Source organism: Sunxiuqinia dokdonensis (genome assembly GCF_001270965.1).
GTDB classification, from domain to species: Bacteria; Bacteroidota; Bacteroidia; order Bacteroidales; family Prolixibacteraceae; genus Sunxiuqinia; species Sunxiuqinia dokdonensis.
In genome coordinates, this window is sequence record NZ_LGIA01000014.1 from 20,347 (window position 1) to 42,656 (window position 22,310).

The following is a 22,310-nucleotide window of genomic DNA, read 5'->3' on the forward strand; positions in this document are numbered from 1 at the left end:
GAATGGTTCCATTTACACACTTACACGTACACTCACAATATTCAATCTTGGATGGAGCCGCCTCCGTAAAAGGGCTTGTAGCCAAAGCCAAAAGCGATGGCATGAAAGCCCTGGCCCTAACCGACCACGGAATGATGTTTGGGATCAAGGACTTTTACGATACTTGCAAGCGTGAAGGAATCAAACCCATTTTGGGATGCGAAACCTACGTCGCCTCACGAACAATCAACGATAAAAATGACAAAGTCGACCGCTCGGGCGACCACCTGATTTTGCTGGCCAAAAATCTGAAAGGCTACCGGAACCTGGTCAAGCTAATTTCCATTGCCAGCAATGAAGGATTCTACTACAAGCCGCGTATCGACAAGGAGGTGCTTGAAAAATACAGCGAAGGTCTGGTTGTTTCGTCTGCCTGCCTGGGAGGTGAGGTTGCTCAAAAGATTATGAACAACGCCATTCCGGAAGCCGAAGAAACCATACTCTGGTTTAAGCGGGTTTTTGGCGATGATTACTACCTGGAACTGCAGCGCCACCAATCGGATGATCCACAGCGCAATGAAGATGTTTACAAAAACCAGGTGCTGGTCAACCGGGTGATTCTGGAGCTGGCTCAAAAGCACCAGGTGAAGGTGATTGCTACCAACGATGTGCACTTCATCAATGCCGAAGATGCCGACGCGCACGACTTACTGATCTGTTTGAACACCGGGAAGGATGTTGACGATCCCAACCGGATGCGCTACACCAAACAGGAGTGGTTTAAAACCACCGCGGAGATGAATCAGCTGTTTTCCGATGTGCCCGAATCCTTAACAAACACACAGGAAGTAGCTGACAAGATTGAACAATATGAGCTGAATTCACCACCCATCATGCCTCCTTTCCCGATTCCTGAGGAATTTGGAACGGAAGCTGAATACCGGGAAAAATATTCAGAAGAAGACCTCAAAGAAGAGTTTAAAGATGGTGCTTTTGAACGGTTGGGCGGCTACGAAAAAGTCATCCGGGTTAAGCTGGAAGCCGAGTACCTGAAACACCTGACCTATAAAGGCGCCGAAGAAGATTACCGCTACGGCAGTCCGGTTCCGGCAGATGTGGCCGAACGGCTCGAATTTGAGTTGAACACCATCAAGACCATGGGTTTTCCGGGCTACTTCCTCATCACACAAGACTTTATCAATGCCGCCCGCGAAATGGGTGTTCTTGTGGGGCCGGGCCGTGGATCGGCTGCCGGTTCGGCTGTTTCCTTTTGTGTAGGAATCACCAACATTGACCCGATTAAACATGACTTGCTTTTTGAGCGTTTCCTGAATCCCGACCGGATTTCCATGCCCGATGTCGATATTGACTTCGATGATGACGGACGGCAGCTGGTGCTGGATTGGGTGACCGAAAAATACGGCCGCGAGCGGGTGGCACATATCTGTACGTTTGGCACCATGGCTACCAAACTGGCTATCCGCGATGTATCACGGGTGCTAAAGTTACCCTTGCCCGAAGCGGATCGTCTGGCCAAGCTGGTGCCCGAAGCCCCCAAAATGAGCTTCGTAAAAGCATACAAGGAAAGTCCCGAACTTCGGAATGAAAAAAAATCGGACAACCCACTGATTGCATCCACCTTAAAATTTGCCGAAACGCTGGAAGGTTCCGTCCGCCAAACGGGGGTGCATGCCTGCGGAATTTTAATCAGCCGCGATCCGCTGGATCAGCACATTCCGCTGATGCCAACCAAGGATGAAAACTTGTACACCACGCAGTACGACGGGCGTTTTGTGGAGGATATCGGCCTGCTGAAGATGGACTTTCTGGGATTGAAAACCCTCTCCATCATTAAGGAAACCTTGGAAAATATTCGACTCTCCCGGAAGCTGGAAGTGGATATTGATGCGATTCCGGGCGACGATGAGAAAACTTTCGAGCTGTTTAGCCGGGGCGACACGACGGCTATTTTTCAGTTTGAATCACCCGGAATGAAAAAACACCTCCGCAACCTGAAACCCAACCGGTTTGAGGATTTGGTGGCCATGAATGCCTTGTACCGTCCGGGTCCGATGGAATACATCCCCGATTTTATTGACCGGAAGCATGGCCGTAAAGAGGTTCACTACGATCACCCCATGATGGAAAAGTACCTGAAAACCACTTATGGAATCACGGTCTTTCAGGAACAGGTGATGTTATTGTCGCGCCATCTGGCCAATTTTACCCGTGGCGACTCCGATTCGCTTCGGAAAGCGATGGGTAAAAAAATCAAGGCGATGATGGATAAGCTGAAGGTGAAATTTATTGATGGTTGCAAAGCGAACCCCAAATTTATTGAAGGCTGTGAGCAAATCAACAAGGAGCCGGAAGGGATCATCGAAAAAATATGGAAAGATTGGGAGGCTTTTGCTTCGTATGCTTTCAACAAGTCGCACTCGGTTTGTTACGCGCATATCGCCTACCAAACGGGCTACCTGAAAGCCCACTTTCCGGCCGAGTTTATGGCTGCCAACATGAGCCGCAACCTAAGCAACATCACCGACATCACCAAGCTGATGGGCGAATCGCAACGTATGGGAATGAACGTACTGGGACCCGATGTGAATGAGAGTTTTAATAAGTTCATGGTCAACAAGGAAGGGGATGTGCGTTTTGGCATGGCCGCGATTAAAGGTGTTGGATCAGGAGCAGTGACCGACATTGTGAAGGCCCGAAAAGAAGGTTTGTTTACATCTGTTTTTGATTTCGTAGAACGGGTAAACCTGCAAACGGTGAATAAAAAAAATATCGAAGCACTGGCTATGGCCGGGGCTTTCGACAGCTTTGGAACGATCAAGCGCAGCCAGTTTTTTGCCAGCTCAGCCGAAAATGAGCCCTCCTTTATTGAAAAACTGATTCGTTATGGGCACCAGATTCAGTTGGAAAATAACAACGCACAGCAATCCCTGTTTGGCGAAGTGATGTCGGCACAGGCTGTAAAAACGCCCGATGTGCCCGACGTTCCGGAGTGGCCCAAAATCGTCTTGCTGGAAAAGGAAAAAGCCCTGATCGGAATTTACCTGTCCTCGCACCCACTGGATGATTACAAGCTGGAAGTTGAGAATTTCACCAGCCGCGAGTTTTCGTTGAAAGACATCAACAATAATATTGAAGCCCTAAAAGGGCGCGACCTGACCTTTGCCGGCATGGTGACCGAAAGCCGCGAAGCCATTGGAAAAACCGGCAAGCATTTTTGCACCATGACCCTGTCGGATTACACCGACTCCTACACCTTCTTTTTCTTCGGAAAAGATTATGTGGAGTTTTCGAAGTATTGTAAGACGGGCTTGTTTCTGATGATTAAAGGGCAGGTTCAAAACCGGTTTAACGGCGATCAACTCGAATTCAAAATCCGAAGCATCGAGTTGTTATCCGAAGTCAGGAAAAACCAGATCAAAACCGTGACCGTACAACTGCCCTTACAAAACGTGACACCCGACCTGATTCAGGAAATTGAAAGTATCAGCCTGAAAAATAAGGGGAAAGCCTTGCTGCGTTTTAATATATGGGATTCAGAAACAAAAAGCATGGTTAGCCTGTTTTCAAGAAACACGCGTGTAGAAATGACCAGCGAGCTGGAGCGTTTCTTCCGAAATCATGAATCATTGTCGTTTAAGATAAATTAGCTTTAAAAGTTTCAAATAAAATAATAGTTAAAAAATATTGATTATGGCACAAGAAGTAAATGATGCAAACTTTGAAGAAATTGTTCTTCAGTCGGATAAACCGGTTTTAGTAGATTTTTGGGCGGAGTGGTGTGGCCCCTGCCGCATGGTTGCTCCTGTTGTTGAGGAGTTGTCGCAGGATTATGCCGGAAAATTGCTGGTTACCAAAGTTGATGTGGACAGCAACCCGGAGACCGCGATGAAATTTGGCATCCGGAACATTCCTACCATCCTGTTTTTTAAAGGTGGCGAAATTGTAGACAAGCATGTTGGCGCGGCTCCCAAATCGGCCTTGGCAACAAAAGTTGATGCTCTACTCTAAACCAAAACGCATAAGAATTTGAAAGAGGCTGACTCCAAGGAGTTCAGCCTTTTTTTGTCTACCGCCTGGTTACTGATAGTGAAAAAGCGTTCCCCGATCAAACGGCGTCCACACACTGGCTTTGAGCCCGGCCTTCTTCAAGCATTGGTTGGTCCAGGTGTTGCTTGTGAAAAACAAGTTGTAATTGCCCGTTGCTTTGTAAAAAGCATCAACCGCCGAATACTGAAAACCCGCAATCCGAATAGGTTGACCATGCACATCGCGGGCAAAGCTTTCTTCAACATACGCCACAATCGCCTGATAATGTTTGCTTTCCATGGAAATCCGTTTGCAACGGTCATTGGTTGCCAGGCCCCGGTAATAATCGACATGCATGGCCGACGGGCTGTTCACCAGCAAAGCTTTCGCGGCGGTTTTCACCGTCAGGTCGGACCACTGCGGGGTATTCAGAAAAAAATTCCGGTCACCCCAGCCAAAGCTCACCAGCTGCACCTGGTCGGCCACCGCTTCATCAACAGCCAGAAAATCGGTCCAATCCCTGACTTCATTCCGAAGCGGCAGCACCAACTCCAGGTGCACACCATTCGAGCGGATGTAGATGTCAACATCACCTCCCCAGGCGGCATCGGCATTGGCTGGCAGCACCGACAAGACAAGCGCAACGGTCAGGTAACAGCCCACCACCAGCAGCAAAGCGACCAGCAGTCTGGCTATCCATTGAATGAATTTTTGAATGATCGGACTCATGAGTTGTGCGTCTTTCCGGTGACAAGGAAACCTGCCAAACAAGCTTCACTTGTTGAACATTCAGCAAGCACTAATGGTTGTTGCAGGTAGAAATTGTAACAGCAAACACAACATGGAGTTGAAGATTGAACGAATGACCTTTGGCGCGCGGCCAAACAAATACATGCCCGATCAGGATTTGTACAAACACCTGGGCGAATCGGGTGTGCGAAAAATGGTGAGCGATCATTACGATTTGCTGGCGCAAAGTACCATCAAGCATTTGTTTCCGAAGAATCCGGTAGGATTGGATGCGGCCAAAGAACGGTCGGCCGACTTTTTTATCCAGCGGCTGGGTGGGCCCGACTACTTCAACCAGCACCGGGGCAACCCCATGTTGGTGAGGCGTCACCTGCCTTTTAGAATTAAGCCCGACGACCGGATTGTGTGGCTCGAATGCTACCGCGAAGTACTGCTCAAAATGGATGCGCCAGAACACCTGGTCATGGCATTCTGGCGCTACTTGCACGATTTCTCCAACTGGATGGTCAACACCCCCGACGGTTCGTATTCAATCATGCGGTAGGCTTATTATCCGGCCTATTCTTCCACCACTTCCACCTCCACTTCAATGCCGCCAATCCAGCCCGAAATTAGGTTGTAAATGGCGCAGCCCAAGGCGGTGAACAGGAAAAAAACAATGCCGTAAAGGAAAGGCAGGAAGACAAACATCAGCCCGCCAAAGGGGAAATGGTTGCCAAACATGCCGCCAACAATGCTGCCGATGATTCCAAAAGGAATCATAAAAACAGCCATAACCAGAAAATACATCAGGGAAACGACCTTGGCCGTTTGCCAAACATTAAAACGTTTGATTCGTTTCATACATCGAATTTTAATAAAGGTTGATAATTATTTTTTTTAGAAGAATGATTTTGCTTTTTAACTGAAAATGATCAGGGCATCCTGGCCAATGGCCGCATCCATTTTTTGGTCGGTCCAATCGATATTGGTTTCTGTTTTCAGGCTGTTGCCGCTGACCTCGTAGTTTTTAAAATAACTTCTTTCAACTGGCGCGTGCTCGTTTTTATGCCGGAATTCGAGCCTCACCGCTTTGGCCGACAAAATCTTCAGCACCGTGGGCGATTCGAGAATGTGGCCGGGTTCATCGATAATCACCCTGGTGTTTTTCGAGAAGCTGATCACCATTCGCTTTTGCCGGTTGTCATAGTCAACTTGCCAGATCTCCAGGAAATTTCCATAGGGTCGCCCATGCCAGTCTCCAAATACTTTAAAGGTTCCCCCTCGGCACACATGCTGGTCGTTGTGCACCAAGCTTGCCAGTTTTTCGGGACTCAGCTGCCTTGTTTTCGAATCAGCAGTCGGCCTCAGGTTGTCCAGGTCGGGCGATGAAACCACAATGCTCATAAAGTCGAAAATACCAACCCGCTGAACTTTTTGAAAGATCTGAACTCCAAGCCAAATGGCTAGCAGGCCAAGAAGCACACCGATAAAAATACCTGCCGGATTCTGGAGCTCATTGTAAATCAATACCCCGAAAATTCCGGCAATCGCCAAAGGTGCCAGTCCAGCCAGGATGCCGGTTAGAAAGTTGATTGGTTTGTTCATGGGCTATTCTGTTTTTTTGCTGTTAATCAATTTTTTCAGTTCTTCTTTACTTGGTAAAACCGTCTGATATTTACTAGCAAATATTTGTTCATTATTTTCTGGGAGTGTAATCTCTACAAGCGTGTCATTCTTCTTTTTACAAAGAATAATTCCTATTGTTTTATTTTCATTGTCAAGCTTTACGTAGCGGTCATAATAATTTACATACATCTGCAATTGACCGATATCCTGATGCATTAACTCCCCAATTTTCAAATCGATGAGCACGAAACATTGTAATAAGCGATTGTAGAAAACCAAATCAATACGGAAATGCCTATCATCAAATGTAAATCTCACTTGTCTGCCAACAAAAGTGTAACCTTTGCCCAGCTCGAGTAAAAAATGTTCGAGTTTGTCAATTAGTTTCTGTTCTAATTCTGTTTCTGAATATTTTTTTTCTTCTGGGAGACCTAAAAACTCCAAAACATACGGGTCTTTAAGCGAATCTTGTGCTTTCTCGATAACCAGTCCTTTTTCTGAAAGTTTTCTTATTTCGCTTTTTTCTCTACTCAATGCTAATCTTTCGTATAGTGCTGAATCGAATTGTCGTTGAAGCTCTCGTAGACTCCAATTGTTCTCCAAAGCTTCAATTTCGTAAAAATTTCTTTCTGCAGGATTGTCGATACGCATAAGCATCAGGTAATGCGACCAACTTAATTTGAATTCGTCAGACAGTGTCTGACCTTTTGAATAGGTCAGATAGAATGTCCGCATTTGTTTTAGGTTTGTGGTAGAAAAACCTTTCCCATATTCTTCGGTTAACTCTTTCGACAACTCTGTGATTAACTTTTCCCCATAAACAGCCCGCTGTTTGCCATTTTGCTCTTCTTCGACTATCAGTTTCCCAATTTTGAAGTAAGTTTTTGTCATCGTAACATTAACAGACTGCAAAACATTCTTTCGAGCAGTTCTAAGCAGTTCTGAAATCTGATGGTATAGACTATTTTCCCGATCCAATTTTGACATAACCTTAAAGTATTAATTGTCTATTCGTTTCCCTTCGTGGCCCGTTTATGCGCTGTCACTGCTGTCCACGACATCAAGGCGCCAAAGAATACCGTCATGAAACCCAGCTTCAGGAAATTGACTTCTCCTTCGTCGAGATATTCCCAAATGGCCAGTACAAGGCCGTATATCACTCCTGACCTCAAAAATGTTTTCCAATAAAGCTTGGTTCCAGTCTTCATTTTTGTCCGTTAAAGTAACTTCTTATTGCCATACATTCCAATGCTCCGTCATTAATTTCAGCAAGTAAAAAAGCATTACGAGTGAAAAAAATACCTTGAATATATTGAATAGCCTATTTGCAAGTAACTGCCTGAAAGCAAATAGCAAACCGAGCAACACCATCCACAATGGGATGAAGAAATCGTACCCAATCTGCCAAAGAAAAATCGAAAACAACAAACATACGACGGCATAAATCGACCAAAAAGTATCAATCTTTTTACTTGAAGAAGTTGTTTGCAGCATCATCGCATTTGTTTATTTCGATGTTTATTAACCTGTTCTTCTGCTTCACCTGCTTTTTGCAGCCCCCTGCCCTTGCTACGCGCCGGTAGGGATGAGTAAAACAAGGTCCGATGAGGGAGGTACGGGAAAAGCACCATTTGCTCCCTCCAAAAACTTGTTCAATTTAAATAAAATAATTTAATTTAACATCTGCCGACTGATCAAAAGATCAAAAAAAATTCAATTGTTTTTTAGGGTTCGGGTGCAGATTTTTCCGCGTGATGGAATACAAGAAGTAAGCTACTGCGCAGCCATTTTATTTTCCTGCGCAGCCGACTTCGAGTTACTTGCCCGGAAAGAACCGGCATGCAGGGGCTCCGTGTTCCTTTCATTCAGAATCCAAACGACCAGCAACTCACTGAAAGATTCTGGAACAAGTTCAGGATGAGGCTCCGATTGCCGGGACCGGGTAGCCGGTCTCTCATACATAGGTTGTAAAAAGATGCCCTTCAAAATAATAGAGACAAGGATTAGCACCTTGGTTTTACGCCAATTCCGGGGTGGTTATTCAGTACAATTTTGCCGTCAATCACCTGAACGCCCTCAAAGGGATCGTTGGCAATCAGCAGGTTTCCGTCCAGGTCGGCCCAATCGGCTGCTGGCGAAAGTTGCGCTGCCGCCGAAATTGCGCAGGATGTTTCGGTCATGCAGCCAACCATCACTTTCAGGTCCAAAGCTTTGGCCAAACTCAGCATTTTGTGGGCTTCGTACAGACCGGTGCATTTCATCAGCTTGATGTTGATGCCGGAGTACACGCCATGCACTTTCTTAACATCGTCGAGCCGTTGCAGGGCCTCGTCGGCTATGGTGGGCAGCGGACTGTGCTGTGTGAGCCAGGCCATATCGTCGACAGCAGTTTTGGGCATGGGCTGTTCGACGAAAACTACGCCCTGTTCCTTCAGCCAAAAAATCAGATCGAGCGCCTGCTTCCTGTCGCTCCACCCCTGGTTGACATCCACGCATAGCGGCACATCCGTCATCGAGCGAATGGTTTCGATCATTTCCCGGTCATTGTCGCGGCCCAGCTTCACTTTCAAAATTTTGTAGGCAGCGGCTTCCTTCACTTTTTGGCGAACCACCGCTATGTTATCCAGGCCAATGGTGAACGACGTGCTTGGGGCCTTGGCCGGATCGTATTTCCAGACGCTATGCCACGGCGTATTCATCATTTTACCAAGCAAATCGTGCAGCGCGATATCAACCGACGCTTTGGCCGCGCAATTTCCAGGCGCTACGCCATCAACATAATCCAGTATTTTTTCGAGGTGAATCGGGTTAAACTGGTTTAGTTGTAGGCGGGAAAGGAAACGTGCAACGGTTTCGGCGCTTTCGCCCAAATAGGGCGGCAGGGAAGCTTCGCCATAACCAATCAGCCCGTCGTATTCAAGTTCGATAAGCATCACCGGAGTCGTGGTTCGCGAACTGGCAGCTAGGGTAAAAGCATGATTTAGCATAAGCTCGTAGGGTTTAAACCGAAGTGTCAAGCCTTTTTTGTTCATTTTCTGAAATGCAATTGCTTATAATTCGTGTCAAGCGTACTGTTTTTTATGAAAACGAAGGTAGTCGTTTCTTGTTTCGTTGGCTGGCAATAATTCTGGATTTGCGTGAGGAGAAACTGTTGCCCGGCATGTCCCGGCAACAAAATTCTTTATCTTTACAAGATGAGAATTCTAATTGCAGATAGTGGATCAACAAAAACAAACTGGCTTTTTACGGACAGTTCAGGTGAATCACAATCCTTTAAAACGAGCGGAATCAATCCGTTTTTCAGGGGCAGTGAGGATATTTACAATGAGTTGAAAACAGAATTGGCTCCAAAGTTGGCTGATCAGCCCCACCAAATTTTCTTTTACGGCGCAGGCATCATCAACCAGGAACGGGGCGACGTGCTGCGGGTGCCGCTTCACCGCTTGTTTCCCGACGCAAACATTGAAACACACAGCGATGTGCTTGGAGCATCGCGTGCACTTTTTGGCTCACAAGCGGGCATTGCCTGCATTTTGGGAACCGGGTCCAACGCGTGTTTGTACGACGGGCAGCAGGTTTTGGCCGGTATTCCGCCGCTTGGTTTTATTTTAGGCGATGAATGCAGCGGGGCGGTATTGGGCAAAAAACTGCTGGGCGATTATTTCAAAAATGTGATGCCGACCGATCTGCAAACCTTGTTTGGTGAAGACTATTTCCCGACCGAAGCAGACGTGCTTCGCAATGTTTATCGCGAAGATCGCCCCAATAAATACCTGGCTGGATTTACGCCCTTTTTGTCGAAGCACATCGAAAAATCGTATTGCCACGATTTAGTGACCAATAGCGTACGGGAGTTTTTTGAGCGGAACATCATACAGTTGCCCGATGCCCAACAGTTTGCCCTGGGCTTTGTCGGTTCGGTCGCCTGGAACTTCCGGTCCATTATTCAGCACGCTGCGAATGAATACGGATTTGCGAAAGCCATCATTTTAAAAGATCCGATTGACAAACTGAAAGAATTTCATACAACAAGATAAACAGGAAGAAATGACTTCGGAAAGTATTACAGAATCGGAATCGCTTTACAATGATCTGGAGAACATGTCGGTCAGGCAACTGCTGGAAAGCATTCATGAAGAAGATCGGAAAGTGTTGCCTGCGGTACAACAGACCATTCCTCAAATTGAAAAGCTTGTGGAACAGGTGGTGGAGCGCATGCAACAAGGTGGCCGCCTGTTTTATGTAGGTGCGGGGACAAGCGGGCGCCTCGGTATATTGGACGCGTCGGAAATTCCGCCCACTTTTGGTGTTGATTCCGACCTGGTGATTGGCATGATTGCCGGTGGCGACCAGGCCATCCGAAAGGCAGTGGAAGCAGCCGAAGACAATGTAGAACTGGGTTGGCAAGATTTGCAGGCCTATCAAATCAGCAAGCTGGATACGGTGGTGGGGATCGCTGCTTCGGGGCGCACGCCGTACGTGATTGGCGCCGTAAGAAGAGCCCGCGAGCATGGAATTCTCACGGCTTGCGTAACGAACAACCCCAACAGCGAGCTGGCCCGCCAGGTCGATCTTCCCATTGAAGCCATTGTGGGGCCCGAATTTGTGTCGGGCAGCACCCGCATGAAATCAGGCACCTCGCAAAAGCTGATTCTGAATATGATCACCACCTCGCTGATGATTAAACTGGGCAAGGTGAAAGGTAACAAAATGGTGAACATGCAACTCACCAATCAAAAACTGATTGTGCGGGGCACGCGAATGATTATGGATGAATTGGGCTATGACGAAGGAACCGCCCGCCAGCTGCTGCTCATGCACGGCTCGGTAAACAAGGTGCTGGAAGCGGAAAAAGGGAAATAGCAGCAAACGTTTTTAATGCCGCACGACTTTCCATTCAGAAAAAAACTGAGAACAGTGAAAAAGGCGGAAACGATGGAAAACCACAGTTCCCGCCTTTTTCAACTGTCTTATTGTTTTCAATCAATCCAACCGGTTGACTTTTGAAAGGGCCGTCAGAAATACTTTACTTCTTCGTCCAGCAAATCGCTCAACAAATTATTGGCAAGTCGGCTAGCGCCAATTCGAAACAACGAGGGATTGAGCCAATCTTCACCCAAAACCTCTTTCACAATGGTCAGATATAGGATGGCATCTTCGGTAGTGGAAATGCCGCCTGCGGGTTTAAAGCCAACCTTTCTGCCTGTTTTTCGATGATAATCGCGAATGGCCAGGCACATTTCCAGGGCGGCTTCGGGCGTTGCTGCCGGGTTCATTTTACCGGTTGAGGTTTTGATGAAATCGGCCCCCGACTCCATGGCCAAAAACGACGCATGGCGAATCTTTGCAGGTTCAGCCAGGGCTCCGGTTTCCAGGATCACTTTCAGGTGAGCCTCACCAATTGCCTGTTTGATGGTGGTGACTTCTTCGCGGCAAATCACATCATCGTTATCCAAAAAAGCCCACAGTGGGAGCACAATATCAATTTCGTCAGCACCATAATCAACTGCCATGCGCGCCTCTTTCACTTTCACCTCAATAAAACTCATCGAGCATGGAAAACCTCCGGCTACAGCGGCAATATTCACATGATCGTCGAGCAGGTTTTCCTTCACCGTTCGCACCATATTCGGATGCACGCAAATAGCCGCCACATTTGGCAGGTTGGGATAGTCGTTTTCAAAGTCGTTGACCCGCTCAGTAAACGCTTTTACATGACTGACGGTATCGGTTGAGTTTAAGGTGGTCAGGTCGATACAGGAGAAAGCCAGTTCTTGCCAGTCGGAATTGTTATTGCCTTTGGCGATCGCTTTGATAGCGGCTAGGTTGTGCTCCATGGTTTCCATTGCTCTTATTTTAGTTTCGGATTATTTTCATGCCGGTCTTTGTCCCGCATGGTCTTTTTGTTTACGTTGTTGATGAAAGCTTGGTTCAGGTCAACTCCGGTTTGATTGGCCAAACAAATCAACACCCAAAGTACATCAGCCATTTCGTCGCCCAACTCATACGATTCATCACTTTTTTTAAACGACTGGTCACCATATTTGCGGGCCATAATCCGGGCCAGTTCGCCCACTTCTTCGGTTAAAATGGCCATATTGGTCAGTTCGCTGAAATAACGGACGCCGATGGTTTTGATCCATTCATCCACCATTTTTTGGGCTTCGGGCAAACTGATTGTTTTAGGTTCTACATTCATAATTAATGAAATGGATAATAAATTTGAAACAAAAAACCAGACATTTTGATTGTCAGAATGTTTTATTTTTTGAGTCGATGATGATCGTTACCGGCCCGTCGTTGAGCAATTCAACCTGCATGTTTGCCCCAAATTCACCGGTCTGTACTTCCTTTTGAAGGATGGCCGACAGGGCCTCAACAAACTGATTATAAAGCGGAATAGCCACATCGGGTCTTGATGCGCGAATATACGAAGGGCGGTTTCCTTTTTTGGTGCTGGCGTGCAGCGTAAACTGGCTCACCACCAGCGCATCGCCGGCCACCTCGAGCAACGATTGGTTCATCACGCCATCCTGATCATCAAATATTCGCAGTTGGCTTATTTTTTTCACCAGCCAATCGATGTCTTCTTCCTTGTCGGCATCTTCAATTCCCAACAAAACCAAGACACCCTGGCCAATACTTGACTTAATTTGCTGATTGACTGAAACTGACGCCCTGGAAACCCGCTGAATGACAACTCTCATCTTTATTTATTTTTCTGAAAAGCAAGCCTGTATCGAACAAGCTCTTCCTATTTTTGTTTAACTATTCCGACTTAGATCTAAACAATTGATCTGGACACGAATTTTGAACTAGCAAAGATAATGATTCAACAAACGATTCGAAATAGCGCCATGCTGGTGTTGATAATCCTCATGGGAACCAGCGTTTGCGCACAACGCGCTTCCATACACGGGCGCGTATTTGATGCAGCCAACAACGAAGGTCTGCCCTTTGTCAATGTGGTGGTTTCAGGAACGACAACAGGCACCGTGACCGATGAAACGGGCAACTACCATTTAACCGGTCTGGAGTCGGGTTTTATTCGGCTCGAAGCCTCGTTTATTGGTTACGATGATGTGATTTCTGCAGAAATCGAAGTCAGCAACCTGAAGCCGGCTTACCTCGATATCGAGATGGAAAGAAGCAATACCCAGTTGGATGAAGTAACGGTGTCGGCGTCGTTGTTTCGAAAAACAGAAGAAAGTCCCGTTTCGCTGAAAAACATCGGCATTTCTGAAATTGAAGGCAGCCCGGGTGCCAACCGCGATATTTCGAAAGTCATTCAGTCATTTGCTGGTGTTCAGTCCACCCCATCTTTTCGAAATGATATTATTATCCGGGGAGGCGGCCCTGCGGAAAGCCGATTCTTTTTGGATGGCGTAGAGGTTCCGAACATCAACCATTTTGCCACGCAGGGTGCGTCGGGCGGGCCGGTTGGCATCTTAAACGCCGATTTGCTGCGCGAGGTCAACTACTATTCGGGCGCATTTCCGGCTAACCGGGGCAATGCGCTAAGCGGGGTGTTTGAGTTTTTTCAGGTTGATGGGAACTCGGAGAAGCTACGGGCGCAGGCTGCGGTTGGCGCATCAGAAATTTCGGGCACCATCGATGGCCCAATTGGAGAGAATACGAGCTACATTCTTTCCGTCAGGCGATCGTATTTGCAGTTTTTGTTCGGCATTCTGGAGTTGCCGTTTCTACCCACTTTTAATGATTTTCAATTCAAAGTAAAAACCAAGCTTGATCGGAAAAATGAGCTGACATTTACCGGTTTGGGAGCCATCGACCAGTTTGCACTCAACCTGGATATTGATGAGCCCGATGCCCAGCAGCAATATATTTTAGCATCGATTCCGGAAAATGAGCAATGGACCTATACCGTGGGTGCGGTGTATAAGCATTTCGGCGAAAATGGTTACCAAACCATTGTGGCCAGCCGGAACCACCTGCACAATTCGGCTGTCAAATACCTCGACAATGACGACAGTTCGGAGGCCAATAAAACCATTGACTATGTCTCGGAAGAAATTGAGAACAAATTTCGTTATGAAAATACCATTCGGTCGGGCCATGTGAAGTGGAATTTTGGAGCCAGCGTCGACTTTGTCACTTACACCAATTCAACCGAACAAAAGCGCTACTATCCCGGAGGAATTCAGGACATCAATTTTGATACGGATTTGAACTTGGTGAAATGGGGACTTTTTGGACAGGCCAGCAATAAGTTTTTGAGCGATCGGTTGACCTTGTCGCTTGGGATTCGCATGGACGCCAACAACTATTCGTCGAGTATGCGTTCCTTGTTCGACCAGCTTTCACCGCGGTTGTCAGCTTCGTATCAACTTGCTCCCAGCTGGAGCCTCAACTTCAACACCGGCCGTTATTTTCAGCTGCCACCCTACACCGCGCTTGGCTTCAAGCTCAACGGCGAGCTGATCAACAAGTCGAACCAACTGAAATACATCCAGGCCGATCACCTGATTGGAGGAGTTGAGTTTCGCCCGCGTCAAAACGTGGTCTTTTCGGTTGAAGGATTTTTGAAGCAATACAGCGACTACCCCTTTTCGGTGAAAGATTCAGTTAGCCTGGCCAATCTGGGTGCCGATTTTGGCGTGATTGGAAATGAAGAAGTGGAGTCGGTTTCGAAAGGAAGAGCCTATGGTGCCGAGTTTCAAACGCGGATTGCTTCTTCGAACAAGTTCAACCTGAATTTATCGTACACCTGGGTGCGCAGCGAGTTTGAGGATAAAAACCAGCAATACTTTGTGTCGAGCTGGGATAGCCGCCATGTGTTGGTGCTTACGGCCACCAAAAAGTTAAAGCGCAACTGGCAGATTGGAACACGCTGGCGTTACGTGGGTGGTTTGCCGTACACACCGTACGATTTGGACAGATCGACTTTGGTGGAAGCCTGGAACCTGAACGGAGGCCCGTATCTGAATACGGGTGAGTGGAATACCCGGCGTTTTGATCCGTTTCACCAATTGGATGTACGCGTAGACAAGACGTATTATCTGAATAAGATCACAGCCAAATTCTACATCGACATTCAAAATCTGTACAATTTTGAAAACCAGGATCAGGATATTCTGGTGCGGCAACAAGATGCCAACGGGCAATTTGTGACCGCCGATAATGGAACCCGCTATGTGCTGGAGCGGGTCGAAAATACGTCGGGAACGGTATTGCCAACCATCGGCATCATTCTGCAGTTTTAACTACCTTTGAGTTATGCTTGTGATTTGTATTCAACAAAAGGGATTTGACCCCTATTTTAACTTGGCTGCCGAAGAATATCTACTCAAGAATTTTTCAGAAGATGTGTTTATGCTTTGGCGTGGCGAACGGTCCATTGTGGTGGGAAAACACCAAAACGCTTTGGCCGAGATCAATCATCGTTATGTGGCTGAAAACGACATTAAAATCGCCCGGCGGATTTCTGGCGGCGGCACCGTTTTTCATGATCCCGGAAACCTCAATTTTACCTTTATCAAGACCGTAGAACAGATTGACCAGGTGAACTTCAACGTGTTTACCCAGCCCATTGTTGCCGTGCTGAAAGCGCTGGGTTTGGAAGCCTACACAACGGGCCGAAACGATTTGATGCTCGATGGGAAAAAGATTTCGGGCAATGCGGAACATATTTATAAAAAGCGGGTTTTGCATCATGGCACCTTGCTTTTTAATAGTGAATTGAGCCAGCTGAGAAGTGCGCTGAAAGTGGATTTGTCACGTTTTCAGGACAAGGCGGTTCAATCGAACCGGAGCGAGGTTGGAAATATCGCGGCCTTTCTGAATCAGGAAATGGATGTTCAGCAGTTTTCCGATTTCGTTTTTGAAGAGATTCGAAAAACCTATCCGGCACATCGTGTTTTTCAGTTTTCGGAAGAAGAGGTGACAGCCATTCAGAAACTGCGCGACGAAAAATACGCCACCTGGGACTGGATTTACGGCTATTCGCCAAAATACACCTACAGCAACCAACTGGAGATGCCCGGACATACGATTTCCTTTTCGCTGGATGTCGTGAAAGGCATCATCCACTCGATCGATTTTCTAGGCAAAATATCGAATCAACAGGCCATTTTGTTGACGAATGCGCTGCTGGATACCCGCCACGATTATGGCGAACTGGAGCAAAAACTACGAAAAATTGAGGCTGGCCTGGCTCCTATTCCAGTCGGAAAACTGCTGGATTCGTTGGTTTGAAATTAAGGAATCACCTCAATTGTTTTACGGGCCTGAATAACCTGCCCGTTTGAATCAATCATTTCGGCCCGGATGATAAAGGCCCCCAACACCTGCCCGGCTGCCACTTCAAACGCCGACCGGCCATTGGGGTTCACCTGTACCGCCGGACTCCAGAACAGGGTGGTTGGTTGTTGCTGTGGCTTTTTTGACTTTAGCTGCCAATAGTCGCGCGGAATGCGGTAGTCACCATCAAAAATATCTTCTGCCGAAAGCAGTTCCACTTCTTCGGTACGCTCGCCCCTTTTCGTCCAGATTTCGATCAAGCCAACGGAGTTTAATCCAGTATAGCGCTGAATCTCCACCGGACTGGTTGACACGTTAATACTTTCAATATCGTGTGGACTCATCGAATTCAGCACTGTGGCGCTGGTTCCGAGCTTTTGGCCGTCAACCACAATCAGGGCACCATCCTGCGCGTTTATTGAATTGGTTCCGCCGGGGAAAATAATTTTGTCGCCATCCAGCCGGTAAGGCTTAATCACCTTCAACACTTCGAGCAGTGAAGTGGCCGTTTGCAGATACTTTTTGTACGCCGGTTCCGTCATCTGCCGATTTTCCGGTTCGATTTTAATTTTCTCAAATAAATCCTCGTTCTTATTGTAGAAATCGCTGCCGAATTGGGTTTGCTCAAGGGCGGCGTAGACATTCAAAAACTCTTGAACCGCTTCTGAAACCTCCTCAGCCAATGATTTTCTAAAGGCCACTCTGATATCTTCACTCCCGTCGGGACCAATGGCTTTGATGGCAAAATCGTCGAGTTTGCCGGGATTGATGGCTTGCTGGAAAAACTCGCCATTTTCATCGGTCGAACTGTTGAGAATTTGCATGTTTTGAGCATTGATGAAACTAACTTTGGCGTTGGGTACGGGCTCGTTGTTTCGGTTGACAACCTGCCCAAACACCCCGTTTTGCTGCAGCTTGTTCTGCTCGCGTTCCCGGTCAAAATGAATGATGCTGTTCCAGTCGAAGTTCTTCATCCGGTTGGCAACCAGCAGATAATTCAGGGTTGTTTCCAGGCTCTTTGTGCCCAGCAGACTTTGGGTTTCGGTAATCTGTTTTGAAAGATCGGAGTTGAACAGCAGCCACGGTGCCCAATGAGTTGGCCAGTTCCGGTTTTCTTCGGATGCACTGATTGACAGGTCCACCGCCGGTGTTGCTACAGCCGGCTGGCTGGTTTCGATGATAAACTTGAACACTTCGCCGGCTTTTACTTTTTCCGGTGCGTTCAGTCCCAGCGCCGCATCTCCTTGTTTTTCAAGATAAACCAACCGACTGGCCAACACTTCACCCTGTTCATTGAAAGCCGAAATCAGGCTGACTCCATTCGGGAAATCGGTTTTCGGAATTTTCAGGCGGATGTCGCTTTCTAACTTCACTTCAGAAGCCCAAACGATGGTTTCGCCCTTGTTGGCCAGCAGATAGATGGTTTCCGGGTCCTGTGCCGACGGAACCAGGTTGAGGTAAATAAAATCGGCATCGGTACGGGCAAGCGCCAACCCCAGGCCATTTTCAACTTTTGGAAGCGCAAAACTTTGGTCTTTTCCCAGTTCGCTCGTCAAATGCAAGCGGTATTGTTTCCCTTGTTCGAACAGGCACGGAAAAACACCAAAACCTGGTACAGAGGTGCTGCCCTGGCTGATTCGCGTTCCGTTTTCATCCGTAATTTCTCCGCTTACCGACACCGGCTGCCCCAGCTGATTGTGAACGCTAAAGCCCAGTTTTTGGGGCGTTCCGGCAATCAGCTTTCCTCCTTCAGGAAAAAAGCAAACACGGAGCTGTTCGCTTTTGACAGGAAGTAGCGTTGAAAAATTCAATTCATTCTTTCTGGATGAAACAACCAATTTCAAGGGGCTTTCGAAAGTTTTGCCGGGAATGGCCAAATCAAGGACAGCCTCTCCGTCCGCATTTGTTTTCACTTTTTCTTTCAGAACAAGTTCCTCCTGGTGATAAAGTTCCGCTTCCAGCTTCTCATTTTTAGCCGGGGTTCCGTTCATTTCCTCAACCGCAAACGCATAGCTGCTCGATTCTCCCGGGCTTAAAGATGCCGGTACCCTTGTTTCTTTCAGGCGAAAGGCTTCCTCATTTTTTGGATTGATGTAAATCAGTTTGTAAAAGGCGTCATTGGCCTTCGATGTGGAAGCCACGTTGGCCACCAATACATATTTTCCTTCCTGCAAGCCTTTTGGAATGGCGATATCGCCTTTCATCATGCCCATTTTCGACCTGAAATTGTGCCCGATAATACGGATACCATCACTGGAATACAAACCAACCTGCACCTCATCGCTGATCGGTTCCACAAGCTGGCCCATCGCATTGGTGATCAGCATCGAAAACCAAATCACTTCTTCCGGCTTGTACACTTCCTTATCCGTCATCAGCTGAATTTTTTCAATGGGATAAAACTGGTAATAGTCGGTCAGCTTTTGCGCAAGGTCGGACAGAACAACGCTTTGCGACGATGCCGTTAAAGCAGCCAGCGTAAGCAAGATGGATAAAAATTTCGTTTTCATGGTTGACTTTTTTGTGATGTTAAAGGAACTATTGGCGAGGCATTATTGAGGAAACTTCCTTGTTTCGGATCCTTTTTAAAAGCGTTTCGAAGATCTTCGCTTGGTTTTATCACATTGTAATCTCCCCAAAAATCTTCATCGTAGCTGGTGATCATTTCACTGAAAATATCGGACGAATCAAAATTCTCATCACGCTTGAAACGCCTCAGGTTGGTTTCGCGATGATTGGTAATCAGCAGATCAGAGATGCTGTGAAAAACCGAGTTAATCTTGTCCTGCCGGCTCTTGACATGAAATTTCACCGACGTTTGCGCTGAATTCAGGTACCATTTGTTGTGGTGTTTCTTGTAAGTCACCGTGTAATCCAGGTCGATGGGGCGAACATTAAAACCCCGTGGTTTTTTTCTGATCAGTGACCGGCGGGCACTTTTCTTTCCGCTTCGACTCAGGCTAAACTCCGCGTGAACCAAGGCAAAGGTTTCTTTATCGATATAAAGTTCGCCTTCGTATGTGAGGTAGTCAAACTTGCCATCGGGCTCAAAATAAATGATGTAAGTTGGACGGGCAGCATAATCAATCACGCACTCAACGCTGTAGTTGTAATATTCCCGAAATTCCTTGTCGATAAACGAATCCATGGTTTTGATTACATCCAGCTTGGTGATGTAATAAGGGCCACCTTGCATCTTGAAATCGACCAGTTGAAAAGCCGATTGCACCTCCGTGCTTTTTCGCCCCTTCAGGTAACGAATTTGGTCCTGCCGAAACGGATTGTCGTACGGCGCTTTCAAGATATCCATCACAGCCTCCGAAACATTGATGTATTCTTTGTCCTGTTTCAACACTTCGCGGTAAAACGAAGTCATCAACTGGGTATTTGTTGCGTAATTTTCATTGATGTTGTCAATCATTTTATCCAGCACCTGCATGGGATTTGCCGCCGAAACCAGCACTTCTTTTAACTGAATTTCAACCGGATCGAGGTAAACAAGGAGTTCGTTGTGCTGAACGGTGTCCGGCAAAATGTAAAGCCGGTCGAAGCCCATGCTGGAAACAACCAGCGTGTCCGACTCATATTCAGCAGGTATTTTTAACCGAAAATCTCCATCAACATTGGAGATGGTTCCGAAGGGATGCCCCAACACGGAAATGCTGGCATAAGGAACTTCCTCCTCCGTTTGGCGGTTCAGCAATTTCCCCGACAACTCATAGCGAATTTGTTGATAGGTGTCAGCGCCGGTCCCGGGGCCTTTTTGCCGGGTAATGACGAGCTGGTTTTTCAGTAGGTTGAAATGAAATTTCTGCCCAAAAACTTCATCCAAAACGTGCTGAACGGATTGGTCTTCAACCACCATTGCAATGCGTTGGTCGGTGTTGACCAACACCGGATCGTAGGAAAAATAAATGTTGGTTTGGGCCGAAATCTGGTTCAGCAAATCCAGAAGCTGGCCGTCTTCAATGTGTATCGATACTTTGCTGTCCAGACTCGCAGACTGCTCCTCCTGCCCGCGCGTAATGAAGGGCAGGAGTACAATAAGCAGGCTAAATGTCAGGGTGATAAATTTCACTAAAAGATCTTTTCCAATTGAAAACTCGTTTTTACTTCGGCTCCATCGCGCAAGACGGTCATCTTAATTTTCCGGTCTTCCTTGCTCTGAAAGATAAGATTTATGTCATTTAAAGACAAGGATTTATGACTGGTATTATTGACCGATAGAATCTGGTCATTTTCTTTCAGCCCGGCATGGTACGCCGGTGAGTCTTTTCGGACGTTGTCAATGGTGAAAATGGGCAAACCCGGCATGGGATTGTACACTTCCATTCCGCTCATGTTGTAGTTAAAGTCGTCATTCACCTTGCTTGTCGGGCGAAGTTTGATTTGGTGATTGGGATAATCGAGTGTGACGAAAAACCGCTTCAGAATTTCGGCACCCAAGGTTCCGTTTCGGTCATTGGCAACAATCAAACTTTCAATCATCTCGTTGTTTGGAAAAGCGACGATGGGCTCGGTCAGAATTAGTGGACCAACCCAAATGCCGCCGATCCGCCCTTTGCGTCCATGCAGGTCGCCACTAAGTCCTTTTCCCAAAAAGGTTTCGATATTATTCTTGGGAATGTCAATTCGATCGTCCGACTTGGTTGACAGCCAGATGGCATCGCTGGCGCCCGTATCAACCAGCAGTTTCACCGGCACTTCCTCATTCTCATCGGTCATGATGGTGGTGCGCACATAAGGCTTGTTGTGCTCAAAGTGAAGTGGCATCACAATGTCTTTATTTCGAACCCGGTCGCGATAGCGGTCAGGATCAATCACCGTGAGTTTTTCGTTGTTATAATCAATTTCGACCACAAAATCCTTGAACAGGTCGAAGCCAATCAAACCATGGACGGGGATTCCCAGGATTTGAGAAATCTGGAAGTTGTCGTTTATTACCATGTGTACTTCCTGATTCCAGGCCACCAAACCATCAATTTTCATGGTGTTGTTGCCCGAACGGTAAGCGGTCAGGTTTTCGCCTTCGCCCAAACCTTTAATATCCACCGGGTGCAACAGGTTTAAATTCAACTTGTTTACGTAGGGCAGTTCGGTGATGATTGGAAACCGAACGCCGGTATCCAGAATGAAATTCAAGGTGTCCGAATCATTAATCTGTACCGGAATGATGATCAGGTTGCTGGCCGACTTAAATTTGAAGGTGACAGATTTTTGACCCGAATTTTGAAATTCGAATCGGTTCTTGCTGGGTTCAAAGCGCATTTTCTCTTCATAGTCCACACTTTCGCGCAGGGGCACATAGTCGCGCACAACCAGCAGGTTGTTTTCTATCTCGAAAATCAGGTAAAAATCTTCCATCAGTTTTTCGAGTACATAACGAATGGGCTTGTTCGAAATATTCAGAGTAATGTTCTTTCCCTCAAGCAATTTCGAGTTATAGGAATAATCCAAATCGAGGTAAGTACAAATTTGCTCAATCACCTTTGAAAGCGACTCATTTTCAGCATAAAGACTGATGTTTTGCTCCAGGATATTTTCTCCCTGTTTGTCTTCCTGCGCTGCCAGTGGCCGGGCCGAAAGCATAAAAAATAGGGTCAGGATAAATATTGAAGCGCTGGCTTTTATGATCTGTGTTTTCATGGTTTCAATGTTTTTTTTTC

At 46.9% G+C, this 22,310-nt stretch carries 19 protein-coding genes; 7 read left to right on the forward strand and 12 right to left on the reverse strand.

Features of this window, described 5'->3' with window-relative positions:
* Nucleotides 1-2 precede the first annotated feature (2 nt).
* Together dnaE and trxA are read left to right on the forward strand one after the other, a co-directional pair.
* On the forward strand, nucleotides 3-3,647 hold the full coding sequence (gene dnaE / locus NC99_RS01175) for a DNA polymerase III subunit alpha (protein ID WP_053179009.1): 3,645 nt from the start codon (nucleotides 3-5) through the stop codon (nucleotides 3,645-3,647).
* A gap of 43 nt (nucleotides 3,648-3,690) precedes the next feature.
* Complete coding sequence (trxA, locus tag NC99_RS01180) at nucleotides 3,691-4,008, forward strand: thioredoxin (protein WP_053179011.1); 318 nt, start codon at nucleotides 3,691-3,693, stop codon at nucleotides 4,006-4,008.
* 69 nt (nucleotides 4,009-4,077) lie between these two features.
* Here the strand turns inward: trxA and NC99_RS01185 are convergent, their stop codons facing one another.
* Nucleotides 4,078-4,755 carry a TIGR02117 family protein gene (locus NC99_RS01185; protein ID WP_053179013.1) on the reverse strand — a complete coding sequence of 226 codons (678 nt, stop codon included), beginning with the start codon at nucleotides 4,753-4,755 and terminating at the stop codon, nucleotides 4,078-4,080.
* A gap of 49 nt (nucleotides 4,756-4,804) precedes the next feature.
* Here NC99_RS01185 and NC99_RS01190 point away from each other — a divergent pair, with 49 nt between their 5' ends.
* Nucleotides 4,805-5,320, forward strand: a complete 516-nt coding sequence (locus NC99_RS01190; RefSeq protein ID WP_204374860.1) for a globin domain-containing protein — start codon at nucleotides 4,805-4,807, stop codon at nucleotides 5,318-5,320.
* 14 nt (nucleotides 5,321-5,334) lie between these two features.
* On the opposite strand, the gene NC99_RS01195 is transcribed toward NC99_RS01190, so the two are convergent.
* From NC99_RS01195 to NC99_RS01225, 5 genes are all read right to left on the reverse strand, one after another.
* The gene (locus NC99_RS01195; RefSeq protein ID WP_053179018.1) at nucleotides 5,335-5,619 is read right to left on the reverse strand and encodes a hypothetical protein; all 285 of its coding nucleotides are present in this window, start codon (nucleotides 5,617-5,619) and stop codon (nucleotides 5,335-5,337) included.
* 57 nt (nucleotides 5,620-5,676) lie between these two features.
* Complete coding sequence (locus NC99_RS01200) at nucleotides 5,677-6,363, reverse strand: hypothetical protein (RefSeq protein ID WP_053179020.1); 687 nt, start codon at nucleotides 6,361-6,363, stop codon at nucleotides 5,677-5,679.
* A gap of 3 nt (nucleotides 6,364-6,366) precedes the next feature.
* Nucleotides 6,367-7,371 carry a PDDEXK nuclease domain-containing protein gene (locus NC99_RS01205; protein WP_053179022.1) on the reverse strand — a complete coding sequence of 335 codons (1,005 nt, stop codon included), beginning with the start codon at nucleotides 7,369-7,371 and terminating at the stop codon, nucleotides 6,367-6,369.
* A gap of 20 nt (nucleotides 7,372-7,391) precedes the next feature.
* A complete protein-coding gene (locus NC99_RS01210) occupies nucleotides 7,392-7,592 on the reverse strand; it encodes a hypothetical protein (RefSeq protein ID WP_053179024.1) in 201 nt (66 codons plus the stop codon).
* Between the two features lie 795 nt (nucleotides 7,593-8,387).
* Complete coding sequence (locus tag NC99_RS01225) at nucleotides 8,388-9,416, reverse strand: dipeptide epimerase (RefSeq protein ID WP_053179030.1); 1,029 nt, start codon at nucleotides 9,414-9,416, stop codon at nucleotides 8,388-8,390.
* A gap of 162 nt (nucleotides 9,417-9,578) precedes the next feature.
* Between NC99_RS01225 and NC99_RS01230 the strand changes: the two genes are divergently transcribed.
* Together NC99_RS01230 and murQ are read left to right on the forward strand one after the other, a co-directional pair.
* Nucleotides 9,579-10,421, forward strand: coding sequence for a hypothetical protein (locus tag NC99_RS01230; RefSeq protein ID WP_053179032.1), 843 nt, complete (start codon nucleotides 9,579-9,581; stop codon nucleotides 10,419-10,421).
* Between the two features lie 10 nt (nucleotides 10,422-10,431).
* Nucleotides 10,432-11,247 carry an N-acetylmuramic acid 6-phosphate etherase gene (murQ, locus tag NC99_RS01235; RefSeq protein WP_053179035.1) on the forward strand — a complete coding sequence of 272 codons (816 nt, stop codon included), beginning with the start codon at nucleotides 10,432-10,434 and terminating at the stop codon, nucleotides 11,245-11,247.
* 152 nt (nucleotides 11,248-11,399) lie between these two features.
* Here the strand turns inward: murQ and deoC are convergent, their stop codons facing one another.
* From deoC to dtd, 3 genes are read right to left on the reverse strand one after another with little or no spacing between them, the layout of a single operon-like run.
* A complete protein-coding gene (deoC, locus tag NC99_RS01240) occupies nucleotides 11,400-12,230 on the reverse strand; it encodes a deoxyribose-phosphate aldolase (protein WP_053179037.1) in 831 nt (276 codons plus the stop codon).
* Nucleotides 12,231-12,235: 5 nt separating this feature from the next.
* A complete protein-coding gene (locus NC99_RS01245) occupies nucleotides 12,236-12,583 on the reverse strand; it encodes a nucleotide pyrophosphohydrolase (RefSeq protein WP_239684384.1) in 348 nt (115 codons plus the stop codon).
* A gap of 52 nt (nucleotides 12,584-12,635) precedes the next feature.
* On the reverse strand, nucleotides 12,636-13,091 hold the full coding sequence (gene dtd / locus NC99_RS01250) for a D-aminoacyl-tRNA deacylase (RefSeq protein WP_053179039.1): 456 nt from the start codon (nucleotides 13,089-13,091) through the stop codon (nucleotides 12,636-12,638).
* A gap of 120 nt (nucleotides 13,092-13,211) precedes the next feature.
* On the opposite strand from dtd, the gene NC99_RS01255 reads away from it, so the two are divergent.
* Both NC99_RS01255 and NC99_RS01260 read left to right on the forward strand, forming a co-directional pair.
* Nucleotides 13,212-15,608 carry a TonB-dependent receptor gene (locus NC99_RS01255; protein WP_239684385.1) on the forward strand — a complete coding sequence of 799 codons (2,397 nt, stop codon included), beginning with the start codon at nucleotides 13,212-13,214 and terminating at the stop codon, nucleotides 15,606-15,608.
* Nucleotides 15,609-15,621: 13 nt separating this feature from the next.
* Nucleotides 15,622-16,599, forward strand: a complete 978-nt coding sequence (locus tag NC99_RS01260; RefSeq protein ID WP_053179041.1) for a lipoate--protein ligase — start codon at nucleotides 15,622-15,624, stop codon at nucleotides 16,597-16,599.
* A gap of 2 nt (nucleotides 16,600-16,601) precedes the next feature.
* Here the strand turns inward: NC99_RS01260 and NC99_RS01265 are convergent, their stop codons facing one another.
* Genes NC99_RS01265 through NC99_RS01275 form a run of 3 tightly spaced genes read right to left on the reverse strand, consistent with a single transcriptional unit; the run spans nucleotide 16,602 to nucleotide 22,290 of the window.
* Complete coding sequence (locus tag NC99_RS01265) at nucleotides 16,602-19,154, reverse strand: carboxypeptidase-like regulatory domain-containing protein (protein WP_053179043.1); 2,553 nt, start codon at nucleotides 19,152-19,154, stop codon at nucleotides 16,602-16,604.
* Nucleotides 19,151-20,722 (reverse strand): carboxypeptidase-like regulatory domain-containing protein, encoded by a 1,572-nt coding sequence (locus tag NC99_RS01270; protein ID WP_053179045.1) that lies wholly within the window; start codon nucleotides 20,720-20,722, stop codon nucleotides 19,151-19,153. Before NC99_RS01270 ends, NC99_RS01265 begins: the two co-directional genes overlap by 4 nt.
* On the reverse strand, nucleotides 20,722-22,290 hold the full coding sequence (locus NC99_RS01275) for an aspartyl protease family protein (RefSeq protein WP_053179047.1): 1,569 nt from the start codon (nucleotides 22,288-22,290) through the stop codon (nucleotides 20,722-20,724). The genes NC99_RS01270 and NC99_RS01275 overlap by 1 nt, the downstream gene beginning before the upstream one ends.
* Nucleotides 22,291-22,310: the final 20 nt, after the last annotated feature.

Excerpts from the sequence above, each read along its gene's own strand:
- NC99_RS01230 (WP_053179032.1), top strand. The coding sequence starts at position 9,579 with ATGAGAATTCTAATTGCAGATAGTGGATCAACAAAAACAAACTGGCTT.
- NC99_RS01210 (WP_053179024.1), bottom strand. The coding sequence starts at position 7,592 with ATGAAGACTGGAACCAAGCTTTATTGGAAAACATTTTTGAGGTCAGGA.
- NC99_RS01265 (WP_053179043.1), bottom strand. The coding sequence starts at position 19,154 with ATGAAAACGAAATTTTTATCCATCTTGCTTACGCTGGCTGCTTTAACG.
- murQ (WP_053179035.1), top strand. The coding sequence starts at position 10,432 with ATGACTTCGGAAAGTATTACAGAATCGGAATCGCTTTACAATGATCTG.
- dtd (WP_053179039.1), bottom strand. The coding sequence starts at position 13,091 with ATGAGAGTTGTCATTCAGCGGGTTTCCAGGGCGTCAGTTTCAGTCAAT.
- deoC (WP_053179037.1), bottom strand. The coding sequence starts at position 12,230 with ATGGAAACCATGGAGCACAACCTAGCCGCTATCAAAGCGATCGCCAAA.
- NC99_RS01260 (WP_053179041.1), top strand. The coding sequence starts at position 15,622 with ATGCTTGTGATTTGTATTCAACAAAAGGGATTTGACCCCTATTTTAAC.
- NC99_RS01275 (WP_053179047.1), bottom strand. The coding sequence starts at position 22,290 with ATGAAAACACAGATCATAAAAGCCAGCGCTTCAATATTTATCCTGACC.
- NC99_RS01195 (WP_053179018.1), bottom strand. The coding sequence starts at position 5,619 with ATGAAACGAATCAAACGTTTTAATGTTTGGCAAACGGCCAAGGTCGTT.
- dnaE (WP_053179009.1), top strand. The coding sequence starts at position 3 with ATGGTTCCATTTACACACTTACACGTACACTCACAATATTCAATCTTG.
- NC99_RS01225 (WP_053179030.1), bottom strand. The coding sequence starts at position 9,416 with ATGAACAAAAAAGGCTTGACACTTCGGTTTAAACCCTACGAGCTTATG.
- NC99_RS01255 (WP_239684385.1), top strand. The coding sequence starts at position 13,212 with ATGATTCAACAAACGATTCGAAATAGCGCCATGCTGGTGTTGATAATC.
- trxA (WP_053179011.1), top strand. The coding sequence starts at position 3,691 with ATGGCACAAGAAGTAAATGATGCAAACTTTGAAGAAATTGTTCTTCAG.
- NC99_RS01205 (WP_053179022.1), bottom strand. The coding sequence starts at position 7,371 with ATGTCAAAATTGGATCGGGAAAATAGTCTATACCATCAGATTTCAGAA.
- NC99_RS01200 (WP_053179020.1), bottom strand. The coding sequence starts at position 6,363 with ATGAACAAACCAATCAACTTTCTAACCGGCATCCTGGCTGGACTGGCA.
- NC99_RS01185 (WP_053179013.1), bottom strand. The coding sequence starts at position 4,755 with ATGAGTCCGATCATTCAAAAATTCATTCAATGGATAGCCAGACTGCTG.
- NC99_RS01245 (WP_239684384.1), bottom strand. The coding sequence starts at position 12,583 with ATGAATGTAGAACCTAAAACAATCAGTTTGCCCGAAGCCCAAAAAATG.